The organism is Nocardioides sp. (assembly GCF_035697785.1).
Lineage (GTDB): Bacteria > Actinomycetota > Actinomycetes > Propionibacteriales > Nocardioidaceae > Nocardioides_B.
In genome coordinates, this window is record NZ_DASSCL010000114.1 from 31,249 (window position 1) to 47,975 (window position 16,727).

13 protein-coding genes and 1 pseudogene are annotated in these 16,727 nt (G+C 71.9%); 6 read left to right on the forward strand and 8 right to left on the reverse strand.

Going from position 1 to position 16,727, the window contains the following annotated elements; translation table 11 throughout:
• Positions 1 to 11: 11 nt before the first annotated feature.
• Complete coding sequence (locus VFH10_RS12050) at positions 12 to 797, forward strand: Fpg/Nei family DNA glycosylase (RefSeq protein ID WP_325128814.1); 786 nt, start codon at positions 12 to 14, stop codon at positions 795 to 797.
• Between the two features lie 13 nt (positions 798 to 810).
• Here VFH10_RS12050 and VFH10_RS12055 read toward each other — a convergent pair whose 3' ends face one another.
• Both VFH10_RS12055 and VFH10_RS12060 read right to left on the reverse strand, forming a co-directional pair.
• A complete protein-coding gene (locus tag VFH10_RS12055; RefSeq protein WP_325128817.1) occupies positions 811 to 1,167 on the reverse strand; it encodes a helix-turn-helix transcriptional regulator in 357 nt (118 codons plus the stop codon).
• 124 nt (positions 1,168 to 1,291) lie between these two features.
• On the reverse strand, positions 1,292 to 1,774 hold the full coding sequence (locus VFH10_RS12060; protein WP_325128819.1) for a nicotinamide-nucleotide amidohydrolase family protein: 483 nt from the start codon (positions 1,772 to 1,774) through the stop codon (positions 1,292 to 1,294).
• 45 nt (positions 1,775 to 1,819) lie between these two features.
• Here VFH10_RS12060 and VFH10_RS12065 point away from each other — a divergent pair, with 45 nt between their 5' ends.
• A complete protein-coding gene (locus VFH10_RS12065) occupies positions 1,820 to 3,616 on the forward strand; it encodes a glycoside hydrolase family 15 protein (protein WP_325128821.1) in 1,797 nt (598 codons plus the stop codon).
• A 31-nt stretch (positions 3,617 to 3,647) separates the two neighbouring features.
• Here the strand turns inward: VFH10_RS12065 and VFH10_RS12070 are convergent, their stop codons facing one another.
• The 5 genes from VFH10_RS12070 to VFH10_RS12090 all read right to left on the reverse strand — a co-directional run bounded on the left by VFH10_RS12070 (position 3,648) and on the right by VFH10_RS12090 (position 13,226).
• Positions 3,648 to 6,308 carry an ExeM/NucH family extracellular endonuclease gene (locus VFH10_RS12070; RefSeq protein WP_325128823.1) on the reverse strand — a complete coding sequence of 887 codons (2,661 nt, stop codon included), beginning with the start codon at positions 6,306 to 6,308 and terminating at the stop codon, positions 3,648 to 3,650.
• 94 nt (positions 6,309 to 6,402) lie between these two features.
• Entirely contained in the window at positions 6,403 to 7,020 is a 618-nt protein-coding gene (gene pgsA, locus VFH10_RS12075; RefSeq protein WP_325128825.1) for a CDP-diacylglycerol--glycerol-3-phosphate 3-phosphatidyltransferase, read from the reverse strand.
• Entirely contained in the window at positions 7,017 to 8,513 is a 1,497-nt protein-coding gene (rimO, locus tag VFH10_RS12080) for a 30S ribosomal protein S12 methylthiotransferase RimO (protein ID WP_325128827.1), read from the reverse strand. Before rimO ends, pgsA begins: the two co-directional genes overlap by 4 nt.
• Positions 8,514 to 8,632: 119 nt before the next feature.
• The gene (locus tag VFH10_RS12085) at positions 8,633 to 10,657 is read right to left on the reverse strand and encodes a helix-turn-helix domain-containing protein (protein ID WP_325128880.1); all 2,025 of its coding nucleotides are present in this window, start codon (positions 10,655 to 10,657) and stop codon (positions 8,633 to 8,635) included.
• Between the two features lie 19 nt (positions 10,658 to 10,676).
• Complete coding sequence (locus tag VFH10_RS12090; protein WP_325128829.1) at positions 10,677 to 13,226, reverse strand: FtsK/SpoIIIE family DNA translocase; 2,550 nt, start codon at positions 13,224 to 13,226, stop codon at positions 10,677 to 10,679.
• A 168-nt stretch (positions 13,227 to 13,394) separates the two neighbouring features.
• Here VFH10_RS12090 and gvpJ point away from each other — a divergent pair.
• Positions 13,395 to 13,589: pseudogene (gene gvpJ / locus VFH10_RS18330) on the forward strand (gas vesicle protein GvpJ); the annotation flags it as partial.
• 197 nt (positions 13,590 to 13,786) lie between these two features.
• Here gvpJ and VFH10_RS12100 read toward each other — a convergent pair.
• Positions 13,787 to 14,008, reverse strand: a complete 222-nt coding sequence (locus VFH10_RS12100) for a hypothetical protein (RefSeq protein ID WP_325128834.1) — start codon at positions 14,006 to 14,008, stop codon at positions 13,787 to 13,789.
• A gap of 116 nt (positions 14,009 to 14,124) precedes the next feature.
• Between VFH10_RS12100 and VFH10_RS12105 the strand changes: the two genes are divergently transcribed.
• The 3 genes from VFH10_RS12105 to VFH10_RS12115 are packed head-to-tail and all read left to right on the forward strand — an operon-like array spanning position 14,125 to position 16,700.
• A complete protein-coding gene (locus VFH10_RS12105) occupies positions 14,125 to 15,093 on the forward strand; it encodes an ATP-binding cassette domain-containing protein (protein ID WP_325128836.1) in 969 nt (322 codons plus the stop codon).
• A complete protein-coding gene (locus tag VFH10_RS12110) occupies positions 15,090 to 15,908 on the forward strand; it encodes an ABC transporter permease (protein WP_325128838.1) in 819 nt (272 codons plus the stop codon). The genes VFH10_RS12105 and VFH10_RS12110 overlap by 4 nt, the downstream gene beginning before the upstream one ends.
• A 15-nt stretch (positions 15,909 to 15,923) precedes the next feature.
• Complete coding sequence (locus tag VFH10_RS12115) at positions 15,924 to 16,700, forward strand: MerR family transcriptional regulator (protein ID WP_325128840.1); 777 nt, start codon at positions 15,924 to 15,926, stop codon at positions 16,698 to 16,700.
• The last annotated feature ends 27 nt before the right edge of the window (positions 16,701 to 16,727 follow it).

Here is a 16,727-nt window from a genome sequence, read left to right on the forward strand (position 1 = left end):
GCACGAGAGCCATGCCCGAGGGAGACACCGTGTGGCGCACCGCCCGTCACCTCGACCGGGCGATCACCGGGCAGACCCTGACGAAGACCGACTTCCGGGTGCCGGAGCTCGCGACCCTCGACCTGTCGGGGCGCGTGGTGGAGTCCACCGTGGCGCGCGGCAAGCACCTGCTCACCCGGATCGGCCCGGACCACACCCTGCACACCCACCTGAAGATGGAGGGTTCGTGGCACCTCTACAAGCCGGGATCGCGATGGCGTCGCCCGGCCCACGAGGCGCGGGTGGTGCTCGGCACGCAGCCGTGGTCGGCAGTCGGCTTCGCCCTCGGCATCGTGGAGGTCATCCCCCGGTCCGAGGAGGAGTCGGCGGTCGGGCACCTCGGACCGGACCTGCTCGGTCCCGACTGGGACCCCGACGAGGCGGTCCGCCGGGTCCGCGAGCGACCCGACCGCGCGATCGCCGACGCGCTGCTCGACCAGCGCAACCTGGCCGGCGTGGGCAACATGTACAAGTCCGAGCTGTGCTTCCTGGCGGGGCTGCACCCGTGGCGGCCGGTCTCCGAGGTCGCGGCGCTCGACCGGCTGGTACGCCGGGCCCACCTCGTGCTCGACGCCAACAAGCAACGCGTCGAGCAGACGACCACGGGTGACACCCGGCGCGGCAGCACGATGTGGGTGTTTCGGCGCGACAAGCAGCCGTGCCGCCGCTGCGGGACACCGATCCGGGTGGCGATGCAGGGACCGGACGGGCAGCAGCGGGCGACCTACTGGTGCCCGACGTGCCAGCCGGAGGCGTAGCGCAGGGTCCGGCTCAGGCGGCGGAGGCGACCACGTCGCCCGGGCGGGACCCGGACCCGGTCCGACCGCGCTGCATGGAGCCCTGGAGGGACGTCGTGTCGAGCCTGACGTCCTCGAGCTGCATGGCCAGGGCGGCCTCCTCGAGCGCCACGGCGTCGCTGACCTCGGAGAGCACCTCGGACAACGGCACGTCGAGCGCCGCGCACAGGGAGGCGAGCAGCTCTGAGGAGGCTTCCTTCTGGCCACGCTCGATCTCGGAGATGTAGCCGAGGCTGACCCGCGCGTCGGCGGACACCTCGCGCAGCGTGCGGCCCTGCCGCATCCGCTGGGAACGGAGCACCTCGCCGAGCAGGCGTCGGAAGAGGACCATCCGCTTCTCCCTTCGCTCTGCCCGATCAGGTGCTGTCGGTCCGGCTCCACAATGCGGTGCCGGTACGTGTAGCCCAACGCTACCGGTCGAAGAAAACTTCCCGCACGGCAACCGTCCGAACACGCTAGTCGTTGTCGCTGACTTCTGTGACGGCTGCAAGCAGGGTCTCGACCGCGGCGGCCACGGCTGCGGCTCGGATCTCCGCCCGGTCACCGTCCAGGTGCAGCTCGCGCGCGCTGGTCCCGGTCGGCCCGGAGAGCCCGACGTACACCAGGCCGACCGGCTTGCCCTCCTGGGTGGTCGGACCGGCGACGCCGGTCGTGCTCACTCCCCAGTCGGTGTCGAGGACGCGGCGGATCCCGTCGGCCATCGCCTCGGCGCAGTCAGCCGACACGACGCCGTGCTCCTCGACGAGCTCCGAGGGCACGCCGAGCACGCCCATCTTCACCTCGGTGGCGTAGCTCACCACTCCGCCCACGAACGTCTCGCTGGCTCCGGGGGCCGCCGACAGTTCCTGGGCGACGCCCCCGCCGGTCATCGACTCCGCGCAGGCCACGGTCTGCCCGCGCAGCAAGAGCTCGGCGTGCAGCTGGGCGCCAAGATCCATGGCGGCAGCGTAGAGGACACCCGAGTGCCCGGTAGGTTGACGGCCATGCCGCTGCCCATCGAGGACTACGCGATCGTGGGCGACACAGAGACCGCGGCGCTGATCGGTCGCGACGGCTCCGTCGACTGGCTGTGCCTGCCCCGCTTCGACTCCCCCGCGTGCTTCGCGGCGCTGCTCGGGGACGAGTCCCACGGACGCTGGCTGCTCGGCCCCGCCGACGAGGCGGTGAGCACCCGGCGGTACGTCGGACACTCGGCCGTGCTGGAGACGACGCACCGGACGGCCACCGGGTCGGTCCGCGTCGTCGACGCGATGCCCGTCAACGACGGGCGCGCGGACCTCGTGCGCCGGGTCACCGGCGTCGAGGGCACGGTCCGGATGCGGCACGAGTGGATCGTCCGGTTCGGCTACGGGCGGATCAGCCCCTGGGTCCGTCGCGTCGACGTGCACGGCACCCGGGTGATCAGCGCGGTCGCCGGGCCCGACCGCCTCAACCTGCGCGGCGACCGGCTCCCGCACGCCGCCGACCACGTCCACGCCGACGAGTTCGACGTGTCCGCGGGCGACGAGCTCACGTTCACGACCACCTGGCTGCCCTCCCACAGGCCTCCGGCCCGCCCCCTGGAGACCGACCACCGCCTGGTGGACACCCTGGAGGCGCACGAGCGCTGGGCGGCCCGCTGCAGCTACGACGGCCCCCATCGCGAGGCGGTGCTGCGCTCCCTGCTCACCCTGCGGCTGCTCACCCACAGCGGCACCGGCGGAATCGTTGCGGCTCCCACGACATCCCTGCCCGAGGACTTCGGCGGTGAGCGCAACTGGGACTACCGCTACTGCTGGCTGCGCGACGCCGCGCTCACCCTGGAGGCGTTCCTTGCCTGCGGCTACTCCGGGGAGGCGCGGCTGTGGCGTGACTGGCTGCTCCGCGCGGTCGCCGGCGACCCGTGCGACCTGCAGGTGATGTACGCCGTCGACGGCGGCCGGGACCTGCCCGAGCGTGAGCTGGACCATCTGCCGGGGTACGCCGGGTCGCGGCCGGTGCGCATCGGCAACGCCGCGGTGGCGCAGCGGCAGACCGACGTGCTCGGCGAGGTGATGGCCGCCCTGCACATCGCCCGTGAGCTGGGGCTCGAGGACAGCCACGACTCCTGGGCGCTGCAGCGGGCGCTCGTCGACGAGCTGGCCGACACCTGGGAGAAGCCCGACAACGGGCTGTGGGAGATCCGCGGCCCGCAGCAACGGTTCACGCACTCCCGCGTCATGGTCTGGGTGGCGTTCGACCGTGCGGTCCGCGCGGTGGAGGAGCACGGCCTGACCGGGTCCGTGGAGCGCTGGCGGGCGTTGCGCGACGAGGTGCGCGCCGAGGTCCTGGACCGCGGGTTCGACGAGTCCCGCAACACCTTCACCCAGCACTACGACACCGCGGCGGTCGACGCGTCGCTGCTCGTGCTGCCCACCGTCGGGTTCATCGACGGCGACGACCCGCGCATGCTCGGCACCATCGAGGCGATCGAGGCCGAGCTGACGGAGAACGGCTTCCTGCTCCGCTACCGCACCGAGACCGGCGTCGACGGCCTCTCCGGGGAAGAGCACCCGTTTCTGGCCTGCTCGTTCTGGTTGGTCTCGGCGTACGCGCAGGCCGGCCGCCTCGACGACGCCGGCACGCTGATGGAGCGGCTGCTGACCCTGCCCAACGACGTCGGCCTGTTGCCCGAGGAGTACGACCCGGTCCGGCAGCGGTTCGTCGGCAACTTCCCGCAGGCGTTCTCGCACCTGACGTTGGTGGGCGCGGCCATCCACCTCGAGGCCGCGGTGGCTGCCTCCCGTGGCGGCGCCCTCTAGGAACGCCGCCACGGTCGGTGGTATCTACCGGCTAGGACCGCACCTCGACGGTGACCTGCTCCTCGGCGTCACTGGTGGAGCCACCACCCGAGTAGCGCACCGTCAGCGTGACCGTGCCGGGCTTCGTGAACGGCGCGAGCGGGATCCGGACCCGGCCGTTGTCGGGCGCCAGAGCACCGAGCAGCCGCTCGCCGTCGTACACGCTGACCAGCCCGTCGTCGATCCGCTCGCCGTCCGAGGTCCGCACCTCGACCTCGACGACCGGCCGGGTGCGACCGGCCTCGATGCTCTTCGGCGTGACCTTGACCGACAGCTCGGAGCCGACCAGGTCGAGCCCGACCAGGACCGGGTCGTGGTCGGAGGACCGGTAGGCGTCCGGCGCGTTGATCGCGTCGATCGGGGCCGGCTTGAACGACGTGTCGTAGTCGAGGATGTCCGGCTCGTCGGCGTTGATGTGCCACTCCGCCGTGCCCGTCACCTGCGCGGCGAGGGACCCGTTGGCGAGCGCGTGGTCGAGGTAGCCGGCCTGGCCGTCGAACACGTAGCCGTAGGCGAGCTCGCCACCGAAGCGCCTCACCTGGTCGGCGAAGCCACCGCCCTCGAGCGCCGCGATCGGGTCCTCGTGGTCGTAGGAGTTGAGGTCGCCGATCACCAGGTGGTCGGGGTCGCCGCTGTTGGTCGGGTCACCGGCGAGGTGGTCGACGATCGCCTCCGCCGCTGCGGTGCGGGTCTCGTTGCAGTTGCCCTGGCCGTCGCCGGTGTCGGGGTCGCCCGTGCACGCCGAGCCCTTGGACTTGAGGTGGTTGACCGAGACCGTGAACCGCTCGGTGGCCGCCTCGTCCGACGGCACCGTGTCGAAGGTCTGGGTCAGCATCGGCCGGTTACGGGTGTCGTCGAAGCGCGGGTCCACCGAGGAGTCCAGGACCGCGGTCCCCCCGACCGGCTTGACGGCGCCGGGCTTGTAGAGGAAGCCGAGGCGGATGGCGTCGGTGCCGACCACGCCCGTGTCGATGTAGTCGTAGGTGCCGGCTCCGCGCAGCTCGTTCAACCCGGCGACCAGGTCGGCGGCCGGCTCCACACCGGTGCTGTTCTCCATCTCCATCAGGCCGACGACGTCCGCGTCGAGCTTCGCCAGCGCGGCGACGATCTTGGCGCGCTGCCGCGCCAGCTCGGTCTCGTCGTTGGCCCCGCGGCAGTCCTGGTTGAGCCCCGGTCCGCACTTGTTGCCGTCCCGGTCGAGGGTCAGGAAGTAGTTGAGCACGTTGAAGCTCGCCACCTGGACCTCACCGCCCACGGCGGGGGCCGTCGTCGGGCGGGGGTTCTGGACGGCGTACTGGCCGTAGTCGGTCGGCTGCAGCCGGTAGCGGGCGAAGGCGTGGTCGAGGATGCCCTGGATGCCGGTGACCGTGTCACCGCCGCGGAACCGGTTGTCCAGGCTGAACGGCTCGCCGTTGCCCGGGTGCGGGATGGTGGACGGGTTCTGCTGCGTGGAGCGGTCGTCGACGGTGATCGTGCGGCGCGCGTACTCCGCCGTCAGCGCGTTGGCCGCCGCGCCGGGGTCGGCGACGGCGGTGGGCGTCCAGATCCGGTCGCCCTGGACGGGCTTGGCGAGCACGACCTCACCGAACCGGTCGTACTCGAAGTACTCGCTGATCACCAGCTCGTCGGTGAGCTCGACGAGCATGCCCTCGAAGCGCTCGAGGTCGCCCGGCTCGTCCACCGGGAAGGTGACCTCCGTCGGCACGATCGGGGTCTCGGAAGCGCCGCAGTCCGCGAGCGCGGTCACGGTGGCGAGCTGGGTCTTGTCGCCGAACTCGGTGACGGTGCCGGCGACGCGGACGACCGAGCCCTCCGCGGGCGCGGAACGACCGGCCAGGAACAGGAAGATGCCCTCGGAGGTCACCGGGTCGGTGTCGCGGTCGGCGGTCTCCTCCTGGACCCAGACACCGCCGAGCATGGCGGAGGTGACGACGCCCTCGATGACCCGCGGGCCGCCGAAGGCGGGGTCGAACGTGGTGCCGGTGCCCTGGATGTCGTGGATCGCCGTGGCCGGGTCGCCGCACTCGCCGATCGGGTTCGGGTCGGGGTCGGGTTCGCCGTCGTCCTCGCCGAAGGTCTGGCCGGTGTTCGGTGCCCCCGGGGTGGCCTCCGCCGGGGCGGACCAGTCGAAGTCGCCGTACGTCGTGCCGGTGCCGGTGAGCTGCAGGGAGTGGCCAACGGTAGAGGTGCCACCCTCGGCCACACCGATGTCGGTGCTGGTCTGGCCGGCGGCCGGTCCGGCGGTTGCCGCGAAGTTGCCTTCGTAGCTCAAGAACTGGACGAGCGCGCCGTCGTCGACCAGCGCGACGCCGTCTGGGGCGCCGTTCTGGATCCCGGCGGCTGGACCGTTCACCCGGACCGTGCCGTAGCCACCCTGCTGGTCGGGGATCGTCCCGGCCAGCGGCAGGGTGCCGTAGGTGGCTCCTCCACTGCCGTTGTAGAGCACGAGGCTCCAGCCGGTGAGGTCGGTCCCCGCGGGACCCGCGATCTCGACGAGCTCGTCGGCATCAACGCCGTCGTTGTCGTAGTGGATCTCGTTGATGAAGATCGTCGAGTCGTTCGCCGGGACCGCGGAGGCGGATGACGCCAGGGTCAGCGAGGCGGCGACGAGGGCGCCCAGGGTGAGGGCGGTGACAGCGCGTGATGACGCCACGGGTTTCCTCCCGAGATAGGTGACCGGCACACCTTATGCGTGCGCGGCCGTCCCGGCGAGGGTCGAAAGGTAACGACTTGGCGACCAGCCGCGGTCAGGCGGCGGGGCGGGTCGCCTCTCGGTGCTGGTGCCGGGCGTCGCGGACGAACTCCCAGCCCGACCAGATCGTCATGGCCACGGCGGCCGCCATCGTCACGGCCGCGGCGTACCAGAGCACCTGTCCGGGCACCTCGAGGGCGCCTTCGAGCAGCAGCAGCGGCAGGATGAACCCGCACAGTGCCACGGTCTGCAGCACGGTCTTGACCTTGCCGCTGCGGTTGGCCGCCAGCACCACGTGCTTCATGATCGACAGCCGCAGCAGGGTCACGCTCCACTCGCGGAGCAGCACGACGATCGTGACCCACCACCACAGCTCGCCGATCAGTGACAGCCCGACGAAGGCCATGCCGGTCAGGGCCTTGTCGGCGATCGGGTCGGCGATCTTGCCGAAGTTGGTGATCAGGTTGTGCTTGCGGGCGATGTCGCCGTCGATCTTGTCGGTGATCATCGCCGCCAGGAAGATGCCGAACGCCACCATCCGCCAGCCGACCGAGTCGCCGTCGTCGTGGAGCAGCGCCCAGGCGAAGACCGGCACCAGCACGATGCGCAGCGTCGTGAGCGCGTTGGGGACGTTCCAGTTGCTCACCGTGCTCGGCGCGGCGGTCTGGCTCATGCGGCACGTCCTTCGGCTCGGGCGAGCAGGTCGACCCCGTCGCAGCCGGTGACCACGGCGGTCACCAGGTCCCCGGTGCGTGGCCGGTCCGCGAGCGCACCAAGCCCCGTCAGGGTTGTGGTCCCGTCGACCTCCGGCCCCTGGTGGGCGGCCCGGCCCTCGGCGGTCTCGCCGTCTACGGACTCGACCAGCACCACGACCTCCTCGCCGACGCGTTCCTCGGCCCGCTGGGCGGTCAGCTCCTCCACGAGGCGTGTGACGTGCTCCGTGCGCTCGCGGATCTCGTCGTCGTCGTGCTTGCCGTCGTACGACGCCGCCTCGGTGCCGTCCTCGTCTGAGTAGCCGAAGACGCCGACCACGTCGAGGCGGCCGGCTTCGAGGAAGTCGCACAAGGTCTGCAGGTCGTCCTCCGTCTCCCCGGGGAACCCGACGATCACGTTGGAGCGGATGCCCGCCAGCGGGGCCCGCTCGCGGATCTGTTCCAGCAGGCCGAGGAAGCTGTCGGGGTCGCCGAACCGGCGCATCCTGCGGAGTACCCGGGCCGACGCGTGCTGAAACGACAGGTCGAAGTACGGCGCGACGCCGGGCGTATCCGCGATCGTGGACACCAGCCCGGGCCGGGTCTCGGCCGGCTGCAGGTAGGACACCCGCACCCGCTCGACACCGTCGACGGCGGCCAGCTCGGGCAGCAGCGTCTCGAGCAGCCTCAGGTCGCCGAGGTCCTTGCCGTAGGAGGTGGAGTTCTCGCTGACCAGGAACAGCTCCCGGACGCCCTGCTCCCCCAGCCAGCGGGCCTCGCCCACCACGTCGCTCGGCCGGCGGGACACGAACGACCCGCGGAACGACGGGATGGCGCAGAACGAGCAGCGCCGGTCGCAGCCGCTGGCCAGCTTGAGCGGCGCCATCGGCCCGCCGTCGAGGCGGCGGCGCACGGCGCGTGGACCGGACTCGGGCGCCGCTCCGGCGGGCAGGTCGGGCGCGGCGATGCTGTGCCCGGGCACCACGATCGTGCCGGCGTCGCGGTCGGCCGGGGAGATCGGCAGCAGCCTGCGGCGGTCCTGCGGCGTGTGCGGGTGCTGCTGCTCCCCGTCGAGGATGGACCGCAGCCGGCCGGCGATGTCGGGGTAGTCGTCGAAGCCCAGCACCGCGTCGGCCTCGGGCAGCGACTCGGCGAGGTCCTTGCCGTAGCGCTCGGCCAGGCAGCCCACCGCGACGACCGCTTGCGTCGTACCCCCGGCCTTGAGGTCGGAGGCCTCGAGCAGCGTGTCCACCGAGTCCTTCTTGGCTGCCTCGACGAAGCCACAGGTGTTCACGACCACGGTCTGGGCGTCGGCGGCGTCGTCGACCAGGCGGAACCCGCCGAGCTCCAGGCGGCCGGCCAGCTCCTCGGAGTCGACCTCGTTGCGGGCGCACCCGAGGGTGACCAGCGCGACGGTGACCGGTTCAGCCGAATCGGGCGTGCTCGAGCGTTCGGATGCGAGTTCTGTAGTCATGACCGTGTTCGAGTATGACCGCCCACCCCGCTCCGGGGCGAACCGAGCCGTTGAGACGCGCTTCACGGGGTGTTGAGACGCGCCCCGGGGGCGCGTCTCAACACCTCACCACCCACTTCTCAACGGGCGGGCCGGTGGAACGTACGACGACCGGGGGTGCCGAGCTCTCCGACGGGGCCGCGGTCCTTGCCCCTCACCTGGACCTCGATGGCGCCGGCGTTGCGCGCCTGCACGCGCACCGGCGGGTCCACCTTGAGGCTCTTCCGCTCGCCGATCACCATCGGACCGGCGTAGACCACCTTGCCGTCGCCGCCCCGGACCACGACCCGGGAGCCGGCCTGGGTGGCGACCAGCGTGATCGGCAGCCGCGGGCCGGTCGCCCTGGCCGCTCCCGCGGCCTGCGGGAACTCCTGGTCGACGCCGGCGGACCCGTTCAGCGCGGGGGCGGGCGTCGGGAGCAGGGCGTCGTCGGGGTTGGGGGTCTCGGTGGCGAAGAGCCTGACCACGCCCCAGACGAGCACCAGGCTCAGCACCAGCCCGACGAGCAGCGCCCAGTTGGGCCCGCCGACCGTGCTGCGGATGCTGCCGTTCATGCCGGTGGCGAGCTCGGCCTCGAACACGCGACGGGCGTTGATCGGCGCGGTCGCATAGCGGTTGTCGAACTTCTCCAGCAGCGGGACCGGGTCCTGACCGAGCACCCGCGCCAGGGTGCGCAGGTGCCCGCGTGCGTAGAAGTCGCCGCCGCAGGGCGCGAAGTCGTCGACCTCGATGGACTCGATGACGTGCGGGCGGATCCGGGTGCGCTCGGCCAGCTCGTCGACACTCAGGCCGGTCCGGGTGCGGGCGGCGGCCAGCTGGGGGCCGATCACCGGGTCCGGGGCGGGCTCGGCGGCGAGGTCGTCGATGACCAGCGGCTCGACCGGGTCGGCGAGCTGGGCGATCGGGCGGACGGTTGCGGTGTCCACGGACTCGAACACCAGGTTGACGCTGCCGGGACGGCGCAGCTCGCGCCCCTCCGGCGCGCCGGCGCCGGTCTCCTGCGAGCGGCCCGCCCCGAGCGTGGTCGCCGGCACGTCGCGCCTGACCTCGGAGCGGAGTCCGCGCCGGGCGTCCCGCAGCGGCACCGCGAGGGCGGCCGGGCCGGCGTCGGCGGACGCCGGGTCCGCGGAGTCGTGCTCCTCGGGCACCTCGGTCTCCACGGCCTTCGCGGTGTCCTCGGTGTCCTCGGCGTCCCCGGGTACGACGACCGGCCCGGCGTCGACGTCGTGGCCGCGCCCCTTGGCGACCCGGGAGACGATCGTTCCCAGACCACCCACCAGGCTGCGCCGGGGGGCGCGCGTCGCGCTCCCGGACGCGACGTCCTGCTCATCCTCGTGCTGCTCCGCGGCGGATGCCGGGGCGGTCTCGGACTCCGTGACGTCGAGGGTCTCGGTGGCCGAACCGACCGGGGGGCTCTCGACGCCCGCCGGCTCGACGTCGACGGCCGGCGTCTCGTCCACCGGCGGCTCGGGCAGCCCGAGAGGCTCGGGAGGCTCGGGCAGCAGAACCTCGACGGTCGTCCGGCCGCGCACCAGAGCGGCCAGCTCGTCGGCCAGGGCCGCGCGCGGGGCGGAGGTGCGGGTGGTGAGGCCCATCGGCACCGCGAGCGGGGCGCCGTACAGCTTCTGGTTCAGGGCGGCCGCGCGCCGTCCCGGGGTCTCGAGACCGTCGAGCGCACGCTCCAGGCTGTGCGGCCGGAACACCAGCCGCCCGTCGCGCAGCAGCCCGCGGCGAGGCAGCACCTCGACGGCGGCGACGGCGTCCCACGGCAGACCGCGCCACTGGGCGCCGAGCCGGATCCGCACGCCGAGCTCGTCGGCGACCGCGAGCGGGGTGCGTGCGTCGAGCAGGCCCTTCAGGTGGAACCCCGCGACCAGCGTGATCACCACGCACAGCGCCCAGTCGAGGGCGGCACCGCTCTGGATCGCGCGCCACAGATAGGCGATCGCGATGGCCGAGGCGGCGGCCCCGATCGCCGCCGCGAAGGCGGCGTTGCGGCGCACCACGACCGGGGCGCCGGCCAGCTCGGCCGGCGTCGCCCTGGTGCGGTCGTCGCCGGTCGGGTCGGAGGTGTCGTCGGCCGCGCGCCGGCCTTCGTCGTACATGGCGCTCACAGGTTGCCCCTCACTGCTCACCCTGCAGGGTGGCGATCACGTCATCGAGGTCGTCCGGCTTGATCAGCACGTCGCGTGCCTTGGATCCCTCGCTGGGGCCGACGACGCCGCGGCTCTCCAAGATGTCCATCAGGCGCCCGGCCTTCGCGAAGCCGACGCGCAGCTTGCGCTGCAGCATCGAGGTCGAGCCGAACTGGGTGGAGACGACGAGCTCGACGGCCTGGACCACCAGGTCCAGGTCGTCACCGATGTCGTCGTCGAGCTCACGCTTGGACTGCGCGGGTGCGGTGACGTCCTCGCGGTAGGTCGGTTGCAGCTGGCCCTTGCAGTGCTTGACCACGTGGTGGATCTCCGCCTCGGTGACCCACGAGCCCTGCACACGGACCGCCTTGCCAGCGCCCATCGGAAGGAACAGCCCGTCACCCTGGCCGACCAGCTTCTCCGCGCCCGGCTGGTCGAGGATCACCCGACTGTCGGCCAGCGACGACGTCGCGAACGCGAGCCGCGACGGCACGTTGGCCTTGATCAGCCCGGTGACCACGTCGACCGACGGCCGCTGCGTGGCGAGCACCAGGTGGATGCCGGCGGCACGGGCCAGCTGGGTGATCCGCACGACGGCGTCCTCCACGTCGCGCGGCGCGACCATCATCAGGTCGGCCAGCTCGTCGACGACGACGAGGAGATAGGGGTACGGCGCGAGCACCCGCTCGCTGCCCGCAGGCAGCTGCACCTTGCCGGCGCGCACCGCCTTGTTGAAGTCGTCGACGTGCCGGAACCCGAACGCCGCCAGGTCGTCGTAGCGCATGTCCATCTCGCGCACGACCCACTGGAGGGCCTCCGCGGCCTTCTTCGGGCTGGTGATGATCGGCGTGATCAGGTGCGGGACACCCTCGTAGATGTTGAGCTCCACACGCTTCGGGTCGACGAGGATCATCCGCACCTCGTCAGGCGTCGAGCGCATCAGCAGCGAGGTGATCATCGAGTTCACGAAGCTGGACTTGCCGGAACCGGTCGCTCCCGCGACCAGCAGGTGCGGCATCTTCGCGAGATTGGCGACGACGAAGCCGCCCTCCACGTCCTTGCCCAGCCCGACGATCATCGGGTGGTGGTCGTTGCGCGCGATCGGCGAGCGCAGCACGTCACCGAGGGAGACGATCTCCTTGTCGCTGTTGGGGATCTCGATCCCGATGGCCGACTTGCCGGGGATCGGCGACAGGATCCGCACGTCGGCTGACGCGACGGCGTAGGCGATGTTCTTGCCGAGGGCGGTGACCTTCTCGACCTTCACGGCCGGGCCGAGCTCCACCTCGTAGCGCGTGACGGTCGGGCCGCGCATGTAGCCGGTCACCTGCGCGTCGATGTCGAACTGCTCGAGCACCTCGGTGAGCCGGCCGACCACGTCGTCGGAGGCCTTCGAGCGCGCCTTGTGCGGGCTGCCCGGCTTGAGCACGTCGTTGGCCGGCAGGGCGTAGGCGATGTCACCGGACAGCGAGAGCTGCTCGACGCGCGCCGGCAGCGGGGTGTGCGGCGGAGCCTCGACCTTCTCGTCGGCCTCGTCGGCGGGCGCCTCGACGGTCGCGTCCGGGGCGGCCTTCTTCTTCCTGCGGCCGAGGAGGGCGCGCTCCTCGAGGACCGGGGTGTCGTACGGCGCGTCCCCGAGCTCGGGGTCGATGTCGTCCTCGGCCATGGCGCCCACGCGCCGGCGGGTCCGACCGCGCTTGATCGGCGCGGTGTCCTCGGTCGGCGAGGCCTCCCCGTCGGGGGTCGGCGTGCGCCCGAGCATCCGGTCGCGGAGCTCGGCGATCCGGGCGGGCACCTGGTAGAGCGGGGTCGCGGTGATCACGAGGACGCCGAACATCGCGAGCAGCGTGAGCAGCGGGATCACGACCAGCGTGCTGCGGAGCAGGTCGACGAAGAGCGAGGCGATCACGAAGCCGATCGCACCGCCGGCCTGCTGGAGGGCCGCGATGTCGCCGCGGGCCGGCTCCGGCATCCCGTTGCCGATGTGGATCAGCCCGAGGACGCCGAAGAGGAGGGCGGCCCAGCCGATCACCTGACGACCCATCGGACCGTTTGCCTCCGGGTCGCGCAGGTTGCGCCAGGCGACGAAGCAGAGCAGCAGCGGCACGAACCAGCCGACGAGTCCGACCGACCCGTTCACGACCGTGCGGGTGAAGTCCCCGACCCCCCCGGGCAGCTGCCACCAGACGGCGGCGGCGACGACCACGGCCAGGCCGATCAGGAACAGGCCCGCTCCGTCGCGCCGGTGCTCGGGCTCGAGCTCGCGGGCGGTGTGGCCGACCTTGCGCACGCCGGCCCCGAGCACGTGCGCCGCGCCCAGCCAGAAACCCGCGACGCCGCGACCGACGGCTCCGAAGAACAGCGCAATGGGACCGGTGCCGTTGCGTACCGCCCGCGGCGCGGGACGGGTCGACTTCGACCGTCTCTTGGACGCGGACTTGCTCCGGGACCGGCTACCGGACGACCGGGTCTTCGAAGAGGCGGAACGAGACGTGCCGCTCTTCGACGACGCCGGCGGGGAAGACGTACGGGTCGCCATGGTGACAATCTAGGTGATCGTCACTCCCGTCACATGCTTCACACGCCGCGTGTTCCCTCCGGCTCGACAACCGCGGTCTTGGCCGTTTCGACGCGGCCTGGGCGGGTACGGAGGGCCGGTGACCCCCTTGCGTCGTACCGACCGGACCAGCGCCACCCGGGCCCGCCGATGACCGGCCCGTCCGGCGGCTACCTCGAGCGGCCCGCGCCCAGCGGCCTGGCCGACGTGGTCGAGGTGATCCTCGACAAGGGCGTCGTGATCGACGCCTACGTGCGGGTGTCGGTGGTGGGGATCGAGCTGCTGACCGTGGACGCCCGGATCGTGATCTCGAGCGTCGACACCTACCTCCGCTTCGCGGAGGCGACCAGCCGTCTCGACCTGTACCCCGAAGGCGGCGCGACGCTTCCGGAGCTCGTCGAGGACGTGGGCGGTGGCGCCATCGAGAAGGTCGCCTCCAACGTCGCCGAGAAGAAGGTCGACGACGTCGTGGACACCGCAGTCGACGCGGCCGAGAAGGTCGTCAAGAAGGTCGTGCCCGGCAAGTAGTCGTCCGGGATCCGTCAGCCGCCGTGGCGCGGCACCTCGTGGGCGAGGTCGTAGGAGTAGTCCCCGTGCGGGTCGACCGGCGGATCCTGCTCGGCGTCGCCCGAGCGGTGCCCCGGTTGGGCGGCGGGTGCCCGGGGCGCCGACTCCGGCACCTCGTGAGCCAGGTCGTAGGAGTAGTCCTCGCCGCTGTCGTCGCCTCCAGGGCGATCCGCGGTGGTCGGCTCGTCGGGGTTCATAGGACCACCCTGCGGCCCGCCCTCGCCCGGAGGCAAGGCCCCGCCGGACCCTGCCGGAACTCGCGGAGAAGCGAGGCTTGACCCTGACGCAGCGTCAACCCTCGACCATGATCTGCATGAGGACGAACACAGCGATATCGGTGGCCGGGCTCCACAAGAGCTACGGCGACAACGAGGTGCTCAAGGGCGTCGACCTCGAGGTGCCGGAGGGGAGCGTCTACGCCCTCCTGGGACCCAACGGGGCCGGCAAGACCACGGCGGTCAACATCTGCTCCACACTGCTCACCCCCGACGCCGGGGAGATCCGGGTCGCCGGGTACGACGTGCGGACCGAAGCCGACCAGGTGCGCCGGTCCATCGGAGTGACCGGGCAGTTCTCGGCGATCGACGAGTTCCACACCGGCCGGGAGAACCTGCAGCTGATGGCCGACCTGAACCACCTCGACCGCGCTCGCGCGCGGAAGGTCATCGGCGAGCTGCTCGAGCGGTTCGAGCTCGCGGACGCGGCGGGCCGCCGGGCCCAGACGTACTCGGGCGGGATGAAGCGCCGCCTGGACCTGGCGATGACCATGATCGGCTCACCACGGCTGATCTTCCTCGACGAGCCGACCACGGGGCTGGACCCGCGCAGTCGCCGGGAGCTGTGGCAGATCGTCCGGGAGCAGGTCGCCGACGGCGTGACCGTGCTGCTGACCACGCAGTACCTCGACGAGGCCGACCAGCTCGCCCACCGGGTGGGGGTGCTCGACGGCGGCGTCCTCGTCGCCGAGGGCACGCCCGCCCAGCTGAAGAGCAGGGTGCCGGGCGGGCGTGTGGAGGTGCAGCTCAAGGATGCGGCTCGGCTGGCCGAGCTGGCCGCCGTGCTCCCGGAGGCGACCGCCGACGTCGAGTCACTGACCCTGCGGATGGCGAACGAGGGGGTGGCCTCCCTGCGCCGGCTGCTGGACCGGCTGGACGACGACGCGGTCGCCGGGGTGACCGTGCAGAGCGCCGACCTGGACGACGTGTTCCTGGCGCTCACCGGCCACCCGGCAGAGCCCCGGGGATCGTCCGAGGACGAGAACGAGATGGAGGCAGTGCGATGAGCACCCAGACGATGGCCCGTCCGGCAACGAGCTACGTGGTCCGCGACTCGGCCACGATGTTGCGCCGCAACCTGCTGCACTGGCTGCGTTACCCCTCGCTGGCGATCATGCTCGTCGCCCAGCCGATCCTGTTCCTGCTGTTGTTCGTCTACGTCTTCGGAGGGACGCTGGGTGCCGGGTTGCCCGGAGCTGCCGGTGTCGGCGACCGCGGCGACTACCTGGTGTTCATCACCCCCGGCATCCTGGTCATGGCCGTCGCCAGCGTGGCGCTGGGCACGGCGGTCGAGGTGGCGTTGGACATGACCGGCGGGATCATCGCCCGCTTCCGGACCATGGACATCGCGAAGGTGTCGGTGCTCACCGGTCACGTGCTCGGCGCGGTGGTCAAGACCGTGTTCGCCGTGGTCGTGACGCTCGCGTTCGCGGTGCTGCTCGGCTACCGGTCCGACGCCGGGGTGGGGCACTGGCTGCTCGCGCTCGCGCTGCTGGTCCTGATGGCGTTCGCCCTGACCTGGCTGACCGTCGGCATGGGGCTGGCCGCCGACAGCGTGGAGACCGCGAGCAACACGCCGCTCTTCCTGGTGATGCTGCCGTTCCTGAGCAGCGCGTTCGTGCCCACCGACGCGATGCCGTGGGGTCTGCGGCACTTCGCGGAGTACCAGCCGTTCACGCCGATGATCGACAGTCTCCGGGCGCTGACCGCCGGGCAGAGCGCCGGGTCGGACCTGTGGCTGGCGATCGGCTGGGCGGCACTGATCGCCGTGGCCGGCTACCTGTGGTCGCGACGGCTGTACACGAAGGTCCCGACGAAGTAGGGGGACACTGGCCTCATGCTCACCATCGGTCAGCTGGCAGCGCACGCCGGCGTCACGGTCCGTGCGGTGCGCCACTACCACGCCAAGGGCCTGCTGGCGGAGCCGGAGCGCGACGCGTCCGGCTACCGGCGGTACGACGCGAAGGCCGTGGTCGACCTGATCAAGATCCGCACGCTCGCCGAGGCCGGCGTGCCGCTCTCGCGGGTGGGGCAGCTGATGGTGGCGGACGAGGAGGAGTTCGCGTCCGCCGTCGGCGAGATCGACAGGCGACTCCGTGCCGAGATCCGGCAGCGGGAGCGACACCGGGAGCGGATCTTCCGGCTGGCGGCGGGCGACAGCCTGGCACTGCCGCCCGAGGCCGTCGCCTACCTGGACCGGCTGCGCGAGCTCGGCGTGCCGGAACGCGTCGTCGAGGGCGAGCGGGACGCCTGGATCCTGATCGCGGCACACTCGCCCGAGCGGATGGCGAGATGGATGAGCCTCAAGCGGAAGCAGATCGAGAACCCTGAGGTCGTCGAGCTCTACCGGCGGCTCTACGAGATGATCGACTGGCAGCCCGACGACCCGCGGCTTCCCGAGCTGGCCGACTGGCTGGCGGCCGCCATCTCCAACGCCGACGACTGGGACGACTACGACCCCGAGGACGTCCTCGCGGCCGACTTCGCCGAGCTCATCGACTCGATCTTCATCGACTCGGTGCCCGCGGCCCGGCGGCTCCTGGAGCTGCTGGAGGAGCGCGGCTGGTCGGGGTGGACCCAGCTGGAGCCGACGTCCGACGCCCGCGGGTCCTGAACCGGATCCTGTCCGTTTTGACCGACT